Consider the following 17164-nt stretch of genomic DNA (forward strand, 5'->3'; position numbering starts at 1 on the left):
GTTAGTACCCGTCGGTCCGGGCGGCGGTCGTCGGGAACGACGGCGGGACTGACGCTCGAATCCCGCTCCACGGGTCCGTCGTTCTCGAATCGCGGCGGCGAGCGGTGGCGTTCGTGACGGAGGAGTGAACGAGCGAGCGTCTGAGCGGTGGCGCGGCGGCGAGCGGTGGCGTCGCGGGCGGCGTTGCCGCCGGCTGTCCGAGGCTTCCAGAGACGCGCCGCGTCTCACGGCTGGGATCCCGGCGACGTTCTCCGTGACCGTGTTCACCGCGACGGAAACGAGGCGTTCTCGAGGGCGGGGTCCGTACCGTCAGCACTCCGCGACGACCGGCCGTTTCAGCCCGTCTGAGGGGTAGGACCTCGGCCGAGTCGATCAGTTCTTTTTACCGTGAGACCGTGTCGTCCGGTACGGTGATCCCGAATGGCAAGCCCTGACCGAACCCGTCTCACGCTGTTCGTCAGCGTTCTCGCCGTCTCCGCGGTCCTGCTGTACGCCGTCTCCGGAATCACCGCAGTCAGTCCGATCACGCTTGCGCCGGGATACATGTTCTCCCCGCTGATCGCAGGGCTCGTCGTCTGTTTCCGCCGGGACGTTCCGCTGTCGGCGGTCGGACTCCGGATCGGCCGGGGACGATGGCTCGCCGTGGCCGCCGTGGGTGCCCTGCCGCTCGTGACGTTGACGCTCCTCGTCGCGGTCGCCGTCCCCGGTGTCGGATTCGATCCGACGGTCGATCCGACGCCCGGGCTCGAGCTACCCTCGGGGGTTCTCGGCGTGATAGCGACGTTCGGACTCGTGCTCGGACTCGGAGCGACGGTGAACGCGGTGTTCGCCTTCGGCGAGGAGTTCGGCTGGCGAGGGTATCTGCTGTGGGAGTTGGCACCGTGGGGGTTCTGGAAGGCGTCGTTCGCTATCGGTGGCCTGTGGGGCGTCTGGCACGCGCCGGTCATCGTCGCCGGCTACAACTACCCCTCGTTCCCGGTGGTCGGAGTCGTCGCTATGACGGTCGCGTGTGTCTCCTTTTCACCGGTCTACACGTACCTCGTCATCCGATCGGAGTCCGTGCTTGCGGCGGCGTTACTCCACGGGGTCTTCAACGGGTCCGCCGGTCTCGTTACCGTCTATGCCGTCGCGGACGACGCCGTGCTCAATGAGTTGGTCGCCAGTCCGGTCGGAGCCGCCGGCGTTCTCGCGTTCGGGCTCGCCGCCGTCGGCATCGCGCTGTCCGGCACGCCGTCGTTGACGCGCGGATCCGCTCACGACGCGACCCCGTCCACGTAGGGTCGCGACGGCCGCGACGCGCTCGTGGACCGGTCTTCGGCGCAGACGCTATTGGGAGTGAGTGAGAACGAACGTCCGCGTATGGCTTCCGAGCGAACGGCGGCCGACATGTTGGCGCTGCTTTCGGACGAGAGTCGGGTGGACATCCTTCGGGCCGTCGCCGTGGCGCAGTCCGAGCAGGCCCCGTCGAACTCGGGCGTCGTGCCGTTGTCGTTTTCAGCCATCTACGAGCGCGTCGAGATCGAGAACACGTCGAAGCTCTCGTATCACCTCGGCGAACTCGCGGGGACGTATCTTCGGAAGGTCGAGGACGGCTACGCGTTCACGCACGCTGGGGAGCAGATCGTTCGGTTCATCCTCGCGGAGAACTTCAGACGGCCGCCCGACATCGACGGCATCGAGACGGAAGGGATGTGCCTGTTCTGCGGGGAGACGCAGCTCGAGGCGGGACTCGACGACCAGTACTTCGTGGTGCGGTGTCCGTCGTGTGACCGGCCGGTGACCGGCTACGTCGTGACGCCGGCGCAGGCGCGTGCGCGGTCGGGACGGGCGTTACTGGAGTCGCTCAAGCGCAAGCAAGCGACGGAGTTCGGTCTCGTTCAGGAGGGGATCTGTCCCGAGTGTGCCGGGGAGATCCGGACCGAGGTTCTGGATGCGAACGAGCAGTCGCTGCCCGGCGACGTGCCCGTCTCGTACTTCACGATCGACGAGTGTGAGACGTGTCTACGCCGGTACAGCGGACCGCTGACGTACAGCGCGGCGTTTCGACCTCCATCGATCGCGTTCCACTGGGACCGCGGTGTCGACATTCTCGGGACCGGGTGGTGGGAGCTACACCGGTATCTCAGGGAGGGCCGTTGGAGCGCCGAACGGATCGCTACCGACCCGGTTGAGTACCGAGTCGAGTTGCGTCACGAGGACGCGATGCTTCGGGTGTTCCTCGACGCTGCTGCTCGGACGACGCGGACCGAGCGCGTGCGCGGTCGGGACCACGAATCGAACTGAACACGTCACTTAGATTTCAAAATATCGATTGACCGTTTCGGAGGTGTTCGTACTGCCGTGCTTCATATGTCGCGTTACGGCTCTCGAATGCGCGCAGGCGCTCAATCGTGGTTTTGAAACCGACCTGAAAATATATCAATAGTTCGACAACACTTATCGGTCGCGTCTCCCTCCCTTCGAACGAAGACCGAGGTGCTCACCGATGGCCAACCACGACACGATCGAAACGTCGGACCCTCCCCGGCACTCGACAGATCACGGACCGAAGCCGTCGAACGACGGTCGGATGACCGTCGAGGACATCCAGGACGCCTACGCACGCTACGCGAGGTGGATCGACCGGCTCGGCTGGGTGAATCGCCTGTTGACGGGACGATATCGCCGCCGCCAGTTCTCTCACGCCGAGGGACGCGTCCTCGACGTGGCGTGCGGAACGGGCGAGAACTTTCGGTACCTGCCGGAGTCGACCGAGATCGTCGGCGTCGACATCAGCGAACCGTTGCTGGAACGTGCCGGATCGGAACTCGAAACCCTCGAACGAGAGGGGACCGTCACGCGGATGGACGCACAGGATCTCGAATTCGAGGACGACGGTTTCGATACGGTCATCTCCTCGTTCTCGACCTGTACGTTCCCCGACCCCGACGCGGCCCTTCGGGAGATGGCCCGCGTCTGTCGGCCCGACGGGCAGATCCTGTTGCTCGAACACGGTCGAAGCGACAACGGTCTCGTCGCACGGTACCAGGAGTGGCGCGCCGACGCCCACTACGAGACGTCCGGCTGCCGAGTGACCCAAGAGCCGCTCTCCGTGGTCCGTCGAGCCGGACTCTCCGTGGACGAAGCAGAAACCGCACAGCTCGGCCGGATCACCCGAATCGTGTGTGACCCGGTCCCGACCGAGGACGCCCGTTGAGAGATCGGACGCCGAGTCGACGAACCAGCCGTCTCGGGTGTGTCTCTCGACGACGACGGTGCTCGGTGACGGCGAGTCCGCGTTCGCGAACCCTCCGACTCCCGTTCGATCCGGCGAGGGACGCTACGGGTCGAGCAGCTTCGATTCGGCCTTCCGGAGGTGTTCGAGCATCGTCGTCTTCGAGACCTCCAGGTCGTCGGCGAGCTCGCGCGTCGACGTCCCGCGGGGCCACTCGTAGTACCCCTGTTCGCGGGCGTGTTCGTACACCTCCCGCTGGGTCGTCGTGAGCGTGTCGAGGCGGTGTTCGCGGGCGGTCTTCTGGCCGGCTCCCGACGACGACATCGACTCGATGTTCACCTCGGCCCCGGTCGCCTCGCGGACCGCGTCGAGCGACTCCCGGATCCCGGAGTGCTCGCCGACGAAACACACCTGCCACTCCTCGCGTCCGTCCTCGATCCGGACCGGGGCGCTGTGGACGAACCCGTTCTCGAGCAGGGTCGGACACATCATGTCGGTCGGGTCGTACTCCAGGAAGAACTCGCGAACGACGTTTCCCGGGGCGTCCCGAGCGCGTCCGAACCGCTCCTGGAGTTCGTGGAGGTCCCCGGCGCGGTCGGAGGCGCGAACCGCGTCGAGCAGCGCCTCCACCTCCTCGTTGGTGTCCGCGAACGCGGTGAAGAGCCCCTTCACCGTGTTCGGCGTCTCGCCGTCCGCCTTCGGCGAGTTGTAGATGGCGTGGGCGAGGACGCCGCCGTCGGTCCGTCTCGTCGCCTCGATCGCCCAGCAGTTCGGGTGCCACAGGTCGAGGGTCAGCCGGGTGCCCGACCACCCGCCGGTCTCGTTCGCGTCGAGCGCAGACATGATCCGATCTAGATCACCGCGCGGTAAAGAATCTCCCGACCATGGTAGGGTGGGGAGTTTGGCGTCCGCGGAGAAAAGACGCGTCCATGGCAGACGCCTACAACCACTACATCGACGGCGAGTGGGTCGACGGCGAGGGAACGGAGACGTTCGAGAGCGAGAACCCCGCGACCGGGGAGACGCTCGGCGAGTTCCGGAAGGGAACGCCGGCGGACGTGGACCGCGCGGTCGCGGCCGCGGACGAGGCGTTCGAGGAGTGGCGCGAGCTCTCCCGGATCGACCGAGCGGAGTACCTCTGGGACGTGTACCACGAGCTCCGCGAGCGGACCGACGAGCTCGGCGAGATCGTCACCAAGGAGTGCGGCAAGGAGATAAGCGAGGGGAAGGCGGACGTGGTCGAGGCCGCCCACATGGTCGAGTGGGCCGCCGGCGACGCCCGTCACCCGAAAGGCGACATCGTCCCCTCGGAGATCCCCGCGAAGGACGCCTACATGCGCCGGAAGCCCCGCGGCGTCACCGGCTGTATCACACCGTGGAACTTCCCGGTCGCCATCCCGTACTGGCACATGGCCATCGCGCTGGTCGAGGGGAACACGGTCGTCTTCAAGCCCGCGGAGCAGACCCCGTGGTGCGCGCAGGTCATCGCGGAGATGTTCGAGGACGCGGGCATCCCCGACGGCGTCTTCAACATGGTCCAGGGGTACGGCGACGCCGGCAACGCGATCGTCGAGAACGACGACGTCGACACCGTGATCTTCACGGGCTCGGCCGAGGTCGGCCACCACATCCAGGACAAGCTCGGCGGCGTCGCCGGCAAGCGCGCGGCCTGCGAGATGGGCGGCAAGAACGCCATCGTGATCACGGAGGAGGCGGACCTCGACATCGCGGTCCACTCGGCGGTCATGTCCTCGTTTAAGACCACCGGCCAGCGCTGCGTCTCCTCCGAGCGCCTGATCGTCCACTCGGACGTGTACGACGAGTTCAAGGAGCGCTTCGTCGACATCGCGGAGAGCGTCTCCGTCGGCGACCCGCTCGACGAGAACACGTTCATGGGCCCGCTCATCGAGGAGGAACACCACGAGAAGGTCACTCGGAACAACGAGCAGGCCCGCGAGGAGGGCGTGAACGTGCTCGTCGACCGGACCGAACTCGACGACGAGGAGATCCCGGACGGCCACGAGGACGGCTACTGGGTCGGCCCGTTCGTCTACGAGGCGGACGCCCACGCCGACCTGACGTGTACCCACGAGGAGGTCTTCGGCCCCCACGTCGCGCTGATGGAGTACGACGGCGACATCGAGGAGGCCGTCGAGATCCAGAACGACACCGACTACGGGCTCGCCGGCGCGATCATCTCCGAGGACTACCGCCAGATCAACTACTACCGCGACCGCGCCGAGATCGGCTTGGCGTACGGGAACCTGCCGTGTATCGGCGCGGAGGTCCAGCTGCCCTTCGGCGGCGTGAAGAAGTCCGGCAACGGCTACCCCTCCGCCCGCGAGGCGATCGAGGCCGTCACCGACCGCACCGCCTGGACGCTGAACAACTCCAAGGAGATCGAGATGGCCCAGGGCCTCTCGGCGGACATCAAGACCGACGACTGAGCGGGAAACGCGGAGTCAGCCGGAGATCGTGAACGGCGTCGGAACCCCCGGAAACCGGCTCCGTTCAACCGTCGTTAAACGGATGTTTTTTGTCCCGATTTCGGTCGATACAGGTGAAGCACTGAGCGATCGCCGGAGCGGTGGCGCGCCCGGGAGCGGGCCGGAGGCTCGCGACCGGCCCGCGAGGGACGCGGCGAGTGTGACGAGGTACGAACGAAGTGAGTACCTCGATAAGCGAGCGGCGAAGCCGCGAGCAGGGAGCCGCGAGGCTGGGGAGGCGTGAGGTGCGGTTGCGGAGCGGTTGGTTGGGACTCAAAGGGGCAGTCGCGAGGGCGAAGGCGGCCGACGTAAGCACCACAGGGAGGGAGTGAAACGAGCGACTGAGGAGCGCAACGAGGCCCCCGAGTCCTCGCGACTGGGGCTTTGGCGGCGTCCGCCGTGGTCGTGTTCTCCGCGCCAGTAACGGTCGATTTTAATTCACCTCGATCACTCACGAAACAGCCCTACCACTAGCACTCTTCAGCGACCATCTGTCTCGGACGAGAGTAGATCCGAAAAAGATCTCAATGGAACCTCGAGACTCGTTTTCGATTCTCGTTCGCCCGAAGCTCGCCGCGGACTCGTCACGACGATTCCGTGCGATGATCCTCGGCAACTCCCTGCCGCGATCCTAGACGATGCTCGGCGTGTACGGGTACTCGTACACCTCGCCGTTGTTGGCTTTCACCGTCGCGATGAGCACCAACACCAGATCGATGATCGCGAATATCGGGATCAACAGGAGGCCGATGAGCACGACCGTCAGGATCCCCGAGATCACGAACGCGACGAACATCACGATCTGGAAGTTCAGCGAGTTCTTCGCGTTCTCTTTCACCAACTCGTCGTCGTCGTCCGCGAGCACCAAGAACAGGATCGGTCTGAGGACCGAGGCCACGAGCGCCGACGCGTGCGCAAGCGCCGCCAGCGTCGTGTCGCCCTCGGCCGTCTCCGGCTCGCCGTCGTCGGTCTCCACTGACATATGTCGCCGATCATATAGGAGCTTCTTAAGTATTGTGTCGGTACCGCCGTTTTTACTGACCGCAGAGCCGAAGGCGGTTCCGAGATGTCCTCACGAACGCGAGCACACGTGTACGTCACCGGGAACGTCCAGGGCGTCTTCTACCGCGCGACGACGCGGGACGCCGCCCGCGAGCGCGGCGTCGACGGCTGGGTGCGGAACCTCGACGACGGCCGCGTCGAGGCCGTCTTCGAGGGACCCGAGTCCGCCGTCGAGGAACTGGTCGAGTGGTGTCACACGGGAAGCCCGGCCGCCGACGTCGACGACGTCGACGCGACCTACGGGGAGCCGGAGGGGCTCGACGGGTTCGAGATCCGACGGTGACCGATCGCGCCGGCGAACGCCCTCAGACGCGCGCTTTGATCTCGATCCGGTAGCCGAACGGGTCGCGGACGTAGGCGGCCGCGGCCTCCCCGGTCGCGCCGAGCGGCGACTCCAGCGTCCGCTCGAGGTCGATCCCCGCCTCCGCGAGTTCGGCCTCGATCGCCTCGAGCGACTCCTCGACGACGACGCAGACGTGGTCGTAGTTCGTCGCCGTCGGCGGCTCGAACTCCGCGGTCGGCCAGAGGTGTATCACGCCGGTCGCCGAGAGCCGCACGTCGAGGAAGGGCTTCTCGCCGGCCTCGAAGAGCGCGTCCTCGATGCCGAAGCCGAGCCCGTCGCCGTAGAACTCCCGGGTGTCGGCGACGCCGTCTTCAGGAATCCGGAGGTTCACGTGGTCGATGTGACGTGCTTTCATGGGGTTCGGTTCGGACCCGGGGCGCAAAAACCGACGGGAATCTACGGACGTGAGACCGGTCGTGTGGCATATATGCGTAGAAATGTATGTATCACACATGACTCGTCTCGATCGATCCTCTCTCGTCGCAGCCGGTATCGGCCTCGTCGCGCTCGTGGGCATCGGGCTCCTCGCGCTCGTGGTCGGGTTTCCGACCGCGAGCACGACCGGTCCCGGCGGGATGATGGGCGGCGGGATGATGGGCAGCGGAATGATGGGCGGCGGAATGATGGGCGGATCGGGGTTCTTCCTCTTCCCGCTCACGCTCTTCGCGTTCGCGGCCCTCCTCGCGTTCGGCTACGTCGGGGTCCGCGCGGTCGCGAGCGGGGGCGAGGAGGACCAAGTAGACGACGGGGTCGACGGCGAAGCGGAACTCGACCCGATCACCCGACTTCAGCGGCGCTACACCGAGGGAGAACTCACCGAGGCCGAGTTCGAGCGGGCGCTGGAGCGCGAACTCGAGGGCAAGGAGGGCGACGGGGACGGTGAATTCGACGACGAGTTCGGGGACGCAGAACGCTCGGCCTCGCTGCGCCAACGGTAGCGACGACCGATCGGCGCGAAGCCGGTCAAGCGAACGCCTGTAGGATCCCCGTGCCGTCCGTGCTCCGGCCGAGATCCGGGAGCGTCGCGCGCTCGGGGTGAGGCATCAACACCGCGACCGTCTCGCGCTCGCCGAGGACGCCGGCGACGTTGTCGGTCGAGCCGTTCGGGTTCGCCGCGTCGGTGACGTTCCCGTCGGCGTCGCAGTAGCGGAAGAGGACGCGGTCGTCGTCGACGAGCTCCTCGTGGGCGTCGGCCTCGATCTCGAAGCGTCCCTCGCCGTGGGCGATGGGGACCTCGATGGTGTCGCCCTCGTCGTAGGCGGCAGTCCAGGGGGTGTCCGCGCGCTCGACCCGGAGGTGGACGGGCTCACACTGGAAGCGCGCGGAGGCGTTGGTCGTGAACGCGCCGGGGGTGAGCCCGGATTCCGAGCCGATCTGCGCGCCGTTACAGACGCCGAGGACGGGGACGCCGGCCTCGGCCGCCTCGCGGACCTCGGCCATGATCGGGGCGCGTGCGGCCATCGCGCCCGCCCGGAGGTAGTCGCCGTAGGAGAAGCCGCCGGGGAGGACGATCCCGTCGGGGTCGGCGGGGAGGCCGTCCTCGTGCCAGCGGCGTTCGGCGTCGATCCCGAGGTGCCGGAGCGCGCGGACCGCGTCGCGGTCGCAGTTGGACCCGCCGAACTGGACGACGGAGACGGTCATCGCTCCGCGACCGCGACGTCGTAGTCGTGGATCGTGGGGTTCGCGAGCAGCCGCTCGGCCATCTCGTCGGCGCGCGCCTCCGCCGACGCGGCGTCCTCGGCCTCGAGGTCGAGCTCGAACCGGTCGGCCGAGCGGAGCGCGGAGAGCTCGAACCCGAGCCGCTCGAGCGCCCGCTTCGTCGTCTCGGCCTCGGGATCGAGCACCCCCCGCTTCAGCCGGACCGTCACGGTCGCGGTGAATTCGGTCATCGTCCGATGGTGCGGGGTCGTGTGTAAAAACCGTTTTGGAACGCCGCGTCTATACACGAGCGTGGATCTATTTCGGTCGATCGTCGGAGACGACGGTCGGAACGGAACGAAAGGGGCAAACCCCTCCGGGGTCTGGTGTGGGTGTATGCCACCGTTCGAACCGGCGGAGGTGATCGGCGCATGACCCGCGAACTGACCGAGATCACGGTCGTCGGAGGAGACGAGACGGGACTCATCGCTCGCGTCACCTCCCTGCTGTTCGAGCGGGGAATCAACATCGAGGGGCTCGACCAGGCGGTCCGCGACGGCGTCTTCCGGATGACGACGCGGGTCGACACCGCGGAGATGACGACCTCCCGCGGCGAACTTCGGCGGGCGCTCGCCGAGCTCGGCCGCGACCTCGACGTCGACATCCAGGTGCGGTTCCCCAGCGACCGGGACGCCCGCCGGGTCGCGCTGCTCGTCACGAAGGAGACGCACGTCCCCGAGGCGATGTTGGAGGCGGAGGCGAACGGCGAGCTCGCCGACGACGGCGAGGCCGAGATCCCGGTCGTGATCGGCAACCGCGGCGACCTCCGGTCGCTCGCCGAGCGCTACGACAAGCCCTTCTACGACGTCGGCGACGGGAGCGGCAACACCGACGAGGGGCGGCTGCTCGACCTGTTGGCCGAGTACGACGTGGACCTGATCGCGTTGGCGCGCTACATGCGCATCCTCTCGCCGGAGGTCGTCTTCCGCTACGAGGGGCGGATCGTCAACGTCCATCCCTCGCTTCTGCCCGCCTTCCCCGGCGCGGAGGCGTACCGGCAGGCGAAGGACGCCGGCGTCCGGATCGCGGGCGTCACCGCCCACTACGTGACGACGGACCTCGATCAGGGGCCGATCATCGCCCAGCGCGCCTTCGACGTGCCCGACGGCGCGACCGTCGAGGAGATCAAACGCCGCGGGCAGCCCCTCGAGGCCGAGGCGTTGCTGGAGGCGGTTCGGCTCCACCTGGCGGACGCGATCGCGGTCCACCGCGGCACCGTCCACGTACGCGAGGAGTCGGACGCGGATCCCGACCTGGGGCTCCCCGCGGCAGCGAGCGAGGCGAACCCCGAGGAGCCGGTCGACGGCGAGCCGCTGACGCGGCCCGACCCGCCGACGCCCGGATCTGACTGAGCGACGTCCGCGGACGGCGCTTCCCGAACCGATCGCGACGTTTTTATCCGCGTTGTCGCCTATCTCCGACGATGCGCGGACGTGACCGCGGGCGGCAGATCGGAGCGGACTCCCGGGCGACCGTCCGGACCGACGACCGGGTGGTCTCCGTCCTTCTCGCCCTGCTGTCGATCGTGGTCCTCGTCGTGCTGCTCCATTACACCGTCTCCCTCCTCGAGACCCTGCCGGAGGTTCCGCCGAGCGTCGTCGGGCTCGGGTGACGGGTCAGAGTCTCCGTCCCTCACTCCTCCCCGATCGCCGCCATCACGCTGGCGTGGTACTCCCGGAGCGCGCTCGCCTCGTCGTCCGCGATGACCGCGTCGGAGTCGACGAGCGTCGCGAGGCCGAACGACAGCGGTGACGGCGACTCCGTCGCGTGGTGGACGACCCGGATCCTCCCACGCTCGATCCCCTCGAGGACGTCGCGGATCCCCGCCGCGTCGAGGTCGTCCTCCACGAGCTCGCGGTAGGTCTCCTCGGTCACGACGAACCCCTCGAGGTCCGTCACGAAGGGAAGCAGCATCTCCGCGGACATCTGCTGTTGGGCGGCCGTCTTCTCGCGGCCCTTGTAGCGTTTCAACACCATGAGCGCCCGGCCGGCGACGATCCGGAAGGTCCGTTTCAACGCGTCGGTGCCCTCGAGCGCGTCCCGAAGGTCCTCGCGGACGGAGTCGGGGTCCAACCCGCGGAGGACGCCCGCGACGTCGATCTTGCGGTTCAGCGGGACCGCGAGGCTGAAGCCGTCGTCCGCGACCGCGCGAGCGACCTCGGCGTCGATCCGTCGCGAGCACTCGGCGGCGACCAGCCGCGAGAGGCCGCCGTTGAACCGCCGGCCGTAGGGCGTGTGGACGTAGAATCGACGCTTGTACGCCTCCCTGTCGAGCTCCTCCTCGACGACGATCCGCGAGGGCGTCGGAACGCTCTCGACGCCGGCGTACCGCACCTGTTCGTCGTACATACGGGCGATCGCGCGGACCGCGTTGCCGTCGAGCGGGAACTCGCGGAGCCACGCGCGGACCGCCGGCGGGCCGCCCGCCTCCAAGCGCTCGAGAAGCTCCCCTCGGAACGCGAGCGCCTCGCGGGCGAGGTCGGCCGACAGCGGGAGGCGCTCGGCGTACCAGGTCGGGACCGTCGCCCGCTCCTCCGTCCGGTCGACGTACACCTTCGAGCCGCGGCGGTAGCGGAACGCGAACCGCTCGCCGCCGAGCGCGAACACGTCGCCGGGATCGACGGTGTCGAGGTACGCCTCGTCGAGGGTCCCGACCCGCTCGTCCTCGCGGGTGTACACGGCACAGCTGAACGAGTCGGGGATGGTCCCGACGTTGGTCATGTAGATGACCCGGGCGAGCCGCCCCCGCTTGCCGACGAGCGTCTCGCCGACCGGAAGACCCTCGTGATGGTGGTCGCCGCCGGGCGGGTCGTTCGCGTCCCGCCACACCTTCGGGTAGACGTTTCGGTCGGCCAGCCCCTCGTAGTCCGCGGTGAGGTACCGCATCAACGACTCGTAGCGCTCCTCCCCGAAGTCCCGATAGGGCCACGCCCGTCGGAGCGTCTCGCGGATCTCGCGGTCGGGACGGACCCGGTTGATCGCCATCCCGTACACGTGTTGGGCGGCGACGTCCGCGGCGTTCTCGGGGACGACCACTCGGTCGACGAAGCCGGCCTCCGCGCGGGCGACCGTGGCCGCACACTCCACCAGCTCGTCGCGGTCGAGCGCGAACAACCGCCCCTCGACGGTCTCGCCGGGGCTGTGGCCAGCCCGGCCGACCCGCTGGAGGAGGGAGGCGACCGACTTCGGCGAGCCGACCTGGACGACCAGATCGAGGTGGGGCATGTCGATGCCGAGCTCGAGGCTCGTCGAGGTCGTGACCACGTCGAGGTCGCCGGACTTCAGCCCCTCCTCGACCCGGACCCGCGTCGCCTCCCCGAGGCTTCCGTGATGACAGCCGGAGTCGGACTCGTCGTAGTCGAACCGGTCTCGGAGCTCCTTGAGGACGCGCTCGGCCCCCGAGCGGGAGTTCGTGAACACGAGAGTGTTCTCGTGGCCCTCGATCAGTTCGTGGAGGGCCGCGTAGAACCGGTCGGTGACGACGGACCGCGGCGTGTGGACGAGGTCGGCGGCGGGCGTCCGGAGCGCGAGGTCGAACTCCCGGCCGAACCGCGCGTCGACGACCTCGTACTCGCGGGGCGTCAGTCCGTCCGGGTCGCCGACCTCGCCCGCGACGCGCTCGCGACCGACGAGGAACTCCGCGATCCCCTCTAGCGGGTCCACCGTCGCCGAACAGCCGATCCGGGTGGGAGAGCCGTCGGCCAGCGCCTCCAGGCGTTCGAGCGAGACCGAGAGGTGCGTGCCCCGTTTGTTCGCCGCCAGCGAGTGGATCTCGTCGACGATCACGTACTCGACGGTCCGCAGTTTCTCCCTGAACCGCGGCGCGTTGAGCAGGATCGCGAGCGTCTCGGGCGTCGTGTTGAGGACGTGCGGCGTCTCTCCGAGCATCGCCCGCCGGTCCGCCTCGTCGGTGTCGCCGTGACGGATCGACTGGCGCACGTCCGGCTCGTTGTCCGTTCGCCCCGCGATCCGCTCGGAAAGCTTCGAGAGGGGCGTCTCGAGGTTGCGCTCGACGTCGTTCGCGAGCGACTTGAGCGGCGAGACGTACAGACAGTACACCGAGTTCCCCAGGTCGCCGGCGCGGTCGCGCGCGAAGAGGTCGTCGAGGACGGCGGTGAACGCCGCCAGCGTCTTCCCGCTGCCCGTCGGCGCGGCCACGAGACAGCTCCGGTCGGCGGCGACGTGCGGGATCGCGCCGCGCTGTGGCGGCGTGAAGAGGCCGCCGTTCTCCGCGACGTGCGCGCCGAACCGCTCGACCCACCACCGACGGACGACCGGCGAGAGGTGTTCGAGGACGCCCGCGTCGTCGATAGGGACCGTCTCGGGGTCGAACGGCCAGTCGCGGTCGCCCCCGGCCTCCCGGAGGAGCCGCCTCGCCCGCGCCTCGGCGGCTCCGGTCGTCCCGTCCGCTCCGTCGGTCACGGTCCGATCCGTGGGGCCGCCGCGTCAAAGCGGTTGTGTCGACCCTCGGACGAACCGCCCACCCTACCCCGAGAAGTCGGTCAGCGACCCGTCCGGGTTCGCGTCGTCGGCGACCGACTCGTCGGTGATCGATTCGTCGTCATCGTCGTCGGTCTCGTCGCCGCCGATCTCCGCCGGCTCCGTCCACGGGTCGTCGGGGTCCACCGGCGCGACGGCGTGCTCCAGTTCGGCCGCCGAGTAGTCGACATCGTCGTCGAGTGACATCGCGAGTCGCTGCCAACGGGCGCTCGTCTCGTCTTCGCCCTCCGGGCCGACGCGCGCGCCGCGGGTCTTGAAAAAGCGCGTCCCGCGGTCGCGTTTGGCCCCCTCGCCGGTGTGGCCGTCGAGGGCGACGTCGAACCGTCCGCCCGCCTCGAGGTCGCCGGCGGGGAAGTCGCGGTCGGGCTCCTCGCCGCGTTCGCGGGCCGCGGCCCGCTCCTCGGCGACCGCCGAGAAATAGGCGTCGGCGTTGGCCGCCTCGCGGGTCGAGCGGGCGCGGGCGGCCGCGAGCGCGGCGTGGACCGCACACAGCCGGCCGCGCCAGCCGTCGGGCTCCCAGCGGTCGGTCGCGAGCTCCTCGTAGCGCTCGACGGTCAGGGCGATCTCGTCTCCCGCGCGGAGGTCCTCGACGACGTAGAGGTTCAGGCGGTCCCAGAGGTTCCAGGCGTAGCCCGAGCGGGCGAGCTCCCAGGCGGCCCACGCCGCGACCTCCTCGTCGGAGCGGCGGACCGCCTTCTGGAGCAGGCTGGAGACGGCGTAGCGGCTGTAGCCGCCGTCGGTCTCGTTTTCGGCCTTCCGCTCGCCGAAGTCGTTCTCGCCGGTCGCCTCCGGCGTGGTGTCGGTCTCGAGGCTGCCGTCGGTCCCGAACGTGGCCTGTCGCTCCGGTCCGTCGTCGCTCATACACACCGCTCCCGCCCCGACCGACTTAACGACGGCGCGCCGCGTCGACCGGCCGGTGTGGCGTCGCCGACGCGCGGCCCCGGCGTGACGGCTCCGGCGTGCGATACCGGGACGAACCGCCCCCGAAAGGGAACCCTTAAGTCGGATCCAGCGGGTAGAATTCAGTGACCGCCCTTAGCTCAGCCTGGTAGAGCAGCCGACTGTAGATCGGCTTGTCCCCCGTTCAATTCGGGGAGGGCGGACTTCCTCTCAAACCAATTCGGAGTCGACCGTAGGTCGGTTTGTCCTCCGTCTTCGTTCGCGAGAACAGCGAGGCGACCGCAGGATGTCTCACGTATTTGAATTCAGGGACATCGGAGACGAGTTTCGCCGCAAAACCACTTATACTCCGGTTTTAGCTGATTCTACTCAGGGAAGACATGAATCGGTAGACTCAATTTTCAGAGGACGGTTAAAAAATCCAAGGTCAACGCGATCTAACGGTCCACCTCGGTGCTCTCGATTTCTCAATACTTGCGCATTCCACGTCCGGGGATATAGTTAAAGTCCACTGTTTCTAGCCCTCTTGATTTGCCAGTACGATAGACCAATATTTAGGGATCAATTTCAGACACGACCCATTCCTCAATTGCCTTCTCTTTCATCTCTTCCCAGTCATCAAAGACAGTCTTTTTTGAGACAAATCTGTCAAAATCCCGAGTTTGCGGTGAAGGTGGGTGATCTAACTGCGTGGGACTCTCGTACATGAATTCTCTGAAAGAAGTGAATCTGGTGTACTTACTCATAAATCGGTCTGTAAAGATATCATAATATAACTCAGAGGGATCATCACTAAGCTTTTCCGTATCTGCTTTAGAGATCTTGAATCCTGCCTGCTTGTCTTCGACATCCCTTTTGTACAGGGGCATGGGTTGGAATACTGACGGTATTAACTTAAGGATTTGTATCAATTTTATATTATTTATCGTTGAGATTTACGTCTAGTTTTTCAACATCCAGTTTTATATCCTTTGACTCTGAATTATTCTCTACAGCATTATAAAAATCAACTACAATATATTCTGTAAAGTGTTTTTTGTACTGCCCAGCAGAGTACATGAACAGAAGTGTGCCAGTAAATAGACCAACTGGTATACTATAGCCGTATTCAACTAATACAGGCTCAATAACTGGCGAGTAACCAATTATAGGCTCCACATTACCCAAGATGATAATTACATAGACTATAGCGAATGTCAGTAATGTGAGCCATGTACTTCTACAGAATGACGATGTAGCTTGGAATTTTCTGGCTCTTCCACTATTGACAAACCTAAGGTAACTCATGACGAACCGATAGATCTTCTCATGCTCTTCAACCAGGTCCATGTCCATCGATTTTAATTGATTTCTAGACTGTAATTTGAACCAGTCATACAATCCGTCTGCTTCATTTCCTTCACCAAATTCGTCTCTAAGCCGCTTTTTGAACCACACTCGGTGGGGAAGAACGACTTCATTAACACGATTGACAATCCAACAATATATTTGACCAAACAAACGGCGTAAAACAAGCTCTGTTTCAATAAAAGGCCATTCCTTAGACAGAGTGTTTTCTGGAGATCTTGGATCCATTTTCTGATAATTTTTCCAGTAACTAGTTCTTGCTCTCGTGGAACTATCGTGGATAATCCGGGTGAGTTTGTACCCAGCAGTTTCGCCCGCTACAGCAACTGAATGTAGTGCTTGACCAATAATAAGTCCAGATACTGCAGTAACTATAAAAAGAATTGAAATAACGCCTAGACTTGCTCCATCGAGGGACACATCCGGAATAGATGGGCTGAGGGATACCAGAGCAATGAAAAATAATGTTCCAGGTATCGTTTTTGCAAATAAATCATATGATCCTAGTACGGAGGCAACTCTGGTCGGCATATGTTATAATTCATGTTGATAGGGCACCATATTAATGTGTCGAGAATTCTTGAATGTAGTAGAAATATTGCTGTATTGTGTCGGATTTCAAAACATTATATTAATCCAAATTATATGATCCCATGCAAAGTGAAATATTATCAACATCTGGCTCATAAATTGGCGTATGGCTTCCGTCTGTGTCATATCTATCGATATTTCTCCTTCGATTAATGTGACTGTCGACACCCGATGGAGGTAATCAACGACGTGACCTAACAGGCCGACGAACACGAAAGGGGTCGTGCTGACTACATCCACTTCCTGATTCATCAGACTGACGACTCTCTGTTCGCGGTTTTGGATGAATTGTCCACCACGGCGAACCGCGAATCGAAGAGAGATCCGGCGTGATTATCCGGACCAATGAAACACCCTCGGAGCCCTCCGGAGGAGACGTGAGCATCGATAAAAGGGACCGGGCCGAGTCGCCACATTCGGTGTCCTCAGTGTGCGCAGACGGGGGAGACGCGGTCTTCCGTATCCCCTCCGTGAACGACGAGATTTTAGCGATCTACACCGCAGTACATAAGCGCCCACCGGCTCGACGAGCGGTATGCTCGACCCCGGCACGGAAGCTCCGACGTTCACGCTCGAGAACCAGCACGGCGAGTCCGTCTCGCTCGGCGACGGCGACGCCGCCTACACGGTCGTCTACTTCTACCCGCGGGCGGACACGCCCGGCTGTACGACGGAGGCGTGCGGCTTCCGCGACGAGTGGGACGCCTTCGAGGCGGCCGACGTCGCCGTCCTCGGGATCAGCGACGACCCCGTCGAGGACCTCGCGGACTTCGCGGCGAAACACGACCTCCCATTCCACCTCCTCTCGGACCCCGACGGCGAGGTCGCGAGCGCGTACGACTCCTACGGTGAAAAGGAGATGTTCGGGGACGTCTTCGACGGCGTCTTCCGGAACACGTACGTCGTCGACGCCGAGGGAACGATCGTGCTCGCGTACGAGGGCGTCTCCCCGGAGGAGCACGCCGCGCGGATCCTCGAGGACGTCGCGGCGATCGAGGACTGAGAGACTGAACGGCGCGAGGA

At 65.2% G+C, this 17164-nt stretch carries 18 protein-coding genes and 1 tRNA gene; 10 read left to right on the forward strand and 9 right to left on the reverse strand.

The window, feature by feature from the left end:
• Positions 1-420 precede the first annotated feature (420 nt).
• From AXA68_RS10685 to AXA68_RS10695, 3 genes are all read left to right on the forward strand, one after another.
• Positions 421-1278, forward strand: coding sequence for a CPBP family intramembrane glutamic endopeptidase (locus AXA68_RS10685; protein WP_080505231.1), 858 nt, complete (start codon positions 421-423; stop codon positions 1276-1278).
• 81 nt (positions 1279-1359) lie between these two features.
• Entirely contained in the window at positions 1360-2283 is a 924-nt protein-coding gene (locus tag AXA68_RS10690) for a DUF7351 domain-containing protein (protein WP_066416403.1), read from the forward strand.
• A gap of 286 nt (positions 2284-2569) precedes the next feature.
• Positions 2570-3196 (forward strand): class I SAM-dependent methyltransferase, encoded by a 627-nt coding sequence (locus AXA68_RS10695; RefSeq protein ID WP_066418536.1) that lies wholly within the window; start codon positions 2570-2572, stop codon positions 3194-3196.
• A gap of 123 nt (positions 3197-3319) precedes the next feature.
• On the opposite strand, the gene AXA68_RS10700 is transcribed toward AXA68_RS10695, so the two are convergent.
• The gene (locus tag AXA68_RS10700; protein WP_066416406.1) at positions 3320-4057 is read right to left on the reverse strand and encodes a helix-turn-helix domain-containing protein; all 738 of its coding nucleotides are present in this window, start codon (positions 4055-4057) and stop codon (positions 3320-3322) included.
• An 86-nt stretch (positions 4058-4143) separates the two neighbouring features.
• On the opposite strand from AXA68_RS10700, the gene AXA68_RS10705 reads away from it, so the two are divergent.
• Positions 4144-5661 carry an aldehyde dehydrogenase family protein gene (locus AXA68_RS10705; protein WP_066416410.1) on the forward strand — a complete coding sequence of 506 codons (1518 nt, stop codon included), beginning with the start codon at positions 4144-4146 and terminating at the stop codon, positions 5659-5661.
• A gap of 670 nt (positions 5662-6331) precedes the next feature.
• Here the strand turns inward: AXA68_RS10705 and AXA68_RS10710 are convergent.
• Positions 6332-6682 carry a DUF4870 domain-containing protein gene (locus AXA68_RS10710; RefSeq protein ID WP_066416412.1) on the reverse strand — a complete coding sequence of 117 codons (351 nt, stop codon included), beginning with the start codon at positions 6680-6682 and terminating at the stop codon, positions 6332-6334.
• Positions 6683-6766: 84 nt separating this feature from the next.
• Between AXA68_RS10710 and AXA68_RS10715 the strand changes: the two genes are divergently transcribed.
• The gene (locus AXA68_RS10715; RefSeq protein ID WP_066416414.1) at positions 6767-7045 is read left to right on the forward strand and encodes an acylphosphatase; all 279 of its coding nucleotides are present in this window, start codon (positions 6767-6769) and stop codon (positions 7043-7045) included.
• Positions 7046-7067: 22 nt separating this feature from the next.
• On the opposite strand, the gene AXA68_RS10720 is transcribed toward AXA68_RS10715, so the two are convergent.
• Positions 7068-7460, reverse strand: coding sequence for a VOC family protein (locus tag AXA68_RS10720; RefSeq protein WP_066416418.1), 393 nt, complete (start codon positions 7458-7460; stop codon positions 7068-7070).
• Positions 7461-7557: 97 nt separating this feature from the next.
• On the opposite strand from AXA68_RS10720, the gene AXA68_RS17130 reads away from it, so the two are divergent.
• Positions 7558-8043: an SHOCT domain-containing protein gene (locus AXA68_RS17130; protein WP_198530049.1), complete on the forward strand. Its 486-nt coding sequence runs from the start codon at positions 7558-7560 to the stop codon at positions 8041-8043.
• 25 nt (positions 8044-8068) lie between these two features.
• On the opposite strand, the gene purQ is transcribed toward AXA68_RS17130, so the two are convergent.
• Positions 8069-8746, reverse strand: coding sequence for a phosphoribosylformylglycinamidine synthase I (gene purQ / locus AXA68_RS10730; protein ID WP_066416419.1), 678 nt, complete (start codon positions 8744-8746; stop codon positions 8069-8071).
• Positions 8743-8994, reverse strand: coding sequence for a phosphoribosylformylglycinamidine synthase subunit PurS (gene purS, locus AXA68_RS10735; protein ID WP_066416421.1), 252 nt, complete (start codon positions 8992-8994; stop codon positions 8743-8745). The genes purQ and purS overlap by 4 nt, the downstream gene beginning before the upstream one ends.
• 180 nt (positions 8995-9174) lie before the next feature.
• Here purS and AXA68_RS10740 point away from each other — a divergent pair, with 180 nt between their 5' ends.
• Both AXA68_RS10740 and AXA68_RS10745 read left to right on the forward strand, forming a co-directional pair.
• The gene (locus AXA68_RS10740) at positions 9175-10155 is read left to right on the forward strand and encodes a formyltetrahydrofolate deformylase (protein ID WP_066416423.1); all 981 of its coding nucleotides are present in this window, start codon (positions 9175-9177) and stop codon (positions 10153-10155) included.
• Positions 10156-10226: 71 nt separating this feature from the next.
• Complete coding sequence (locus AXA68_RS10745) at positions 10227-10415, forward strand: hypothetical protein (protein WP_066416425.1); 189 nt, start codon at positions 10227-10229, stop codon at positions 10413-10415.
• A gap of 20 nt (positions 10416-10435) precedes the next feature.
• On the opposite strand, the gene AXA68_RS10750 is transcribed toward AXA68_RS10745, so the two are convergent.
• Positions 10436-13225, reverse strand: coding sequence for an ATP-dependent helicase (locus AXA68_RS10750; RefSeq protein WP_066416427.1), 2790 nt, complete (start codon positions 13223-13225; stop codon positions 10436-10438).
• A gap of 63 nt (positions 13226-13288) precedes the next feature.
• Positions 13289-14164, reverse strand: coding sequence for a hypothetical protein (locus AXA68_RS10755; RefSeq protein ID WP_066416430.1), 876 nt, complete (start codon positions 14162-14164; stop codon positions 13289-13291).
• A 168-nt stretch (positions 14165-14332) separates the two neighbouring features.
• Between AXA68_RS10755 and AXA68_RS10760 the strand changes: the two genes are divergently transcribed.
• Positions 14333-14406 (forward strand) — tRNA-Tyr (locus tag AXA68_RS10760).
• Positions 14407-14757: 351 nt separating this feature from the next.
• Here AXA68_RS10760 and AXA68_RS16795 read toward each other — a convergent pair.
• On the reverse strand, positions 14758-15072 hold the full coding sequence (locus AXA68_RS16795) for a hypothetical protein (protein ID WP_157884828.1): 315 nt from the start codon (positions 15070-15072) through the stop codon (positions 14758-14760).
• Positions 15073-15121: 49 nt separating this feature from the next.
• The gene (locus AXA68_RS16800) at positions 15122-16081 is read right to left on the reverse strand and encodes a hypothetical protein (protein ID WP_157884829.1); all 960 of its coding nucleotides are present in this window, start codon (positions 16079-16081) and stop codon (positions 15122-15124) included.
• Positions 16082-16676: 595 nt separating this feature from the next.
• Between AXA68_RS16800 and bcp the strand changes: the two genes are divergently transcribed.
• Positions 16677-17144, forward strand: coding sequence for a thioredoxin-dependent thiol peroxidase (bcp, locus tag AXA68_RS10765; RefSeq protein ID WP_066416431.1), 468 nt, complete (start codon positions 16677-16679; stop codon positions 17142-17144).
• The last annotated feature ends 20 nt before the right edge of the window (positions 17145-17164 follow it).

Source organism: Halorubrum aethiopicum (assembly GCF_001542905.1).
Taxonomy (GTDB): domain Archaea; phylum Halobacteriota; class Halobacteria; order Halobacteriales; family Haloferacaceae; genus Halorubrum; species Halorubrum aethiopicum.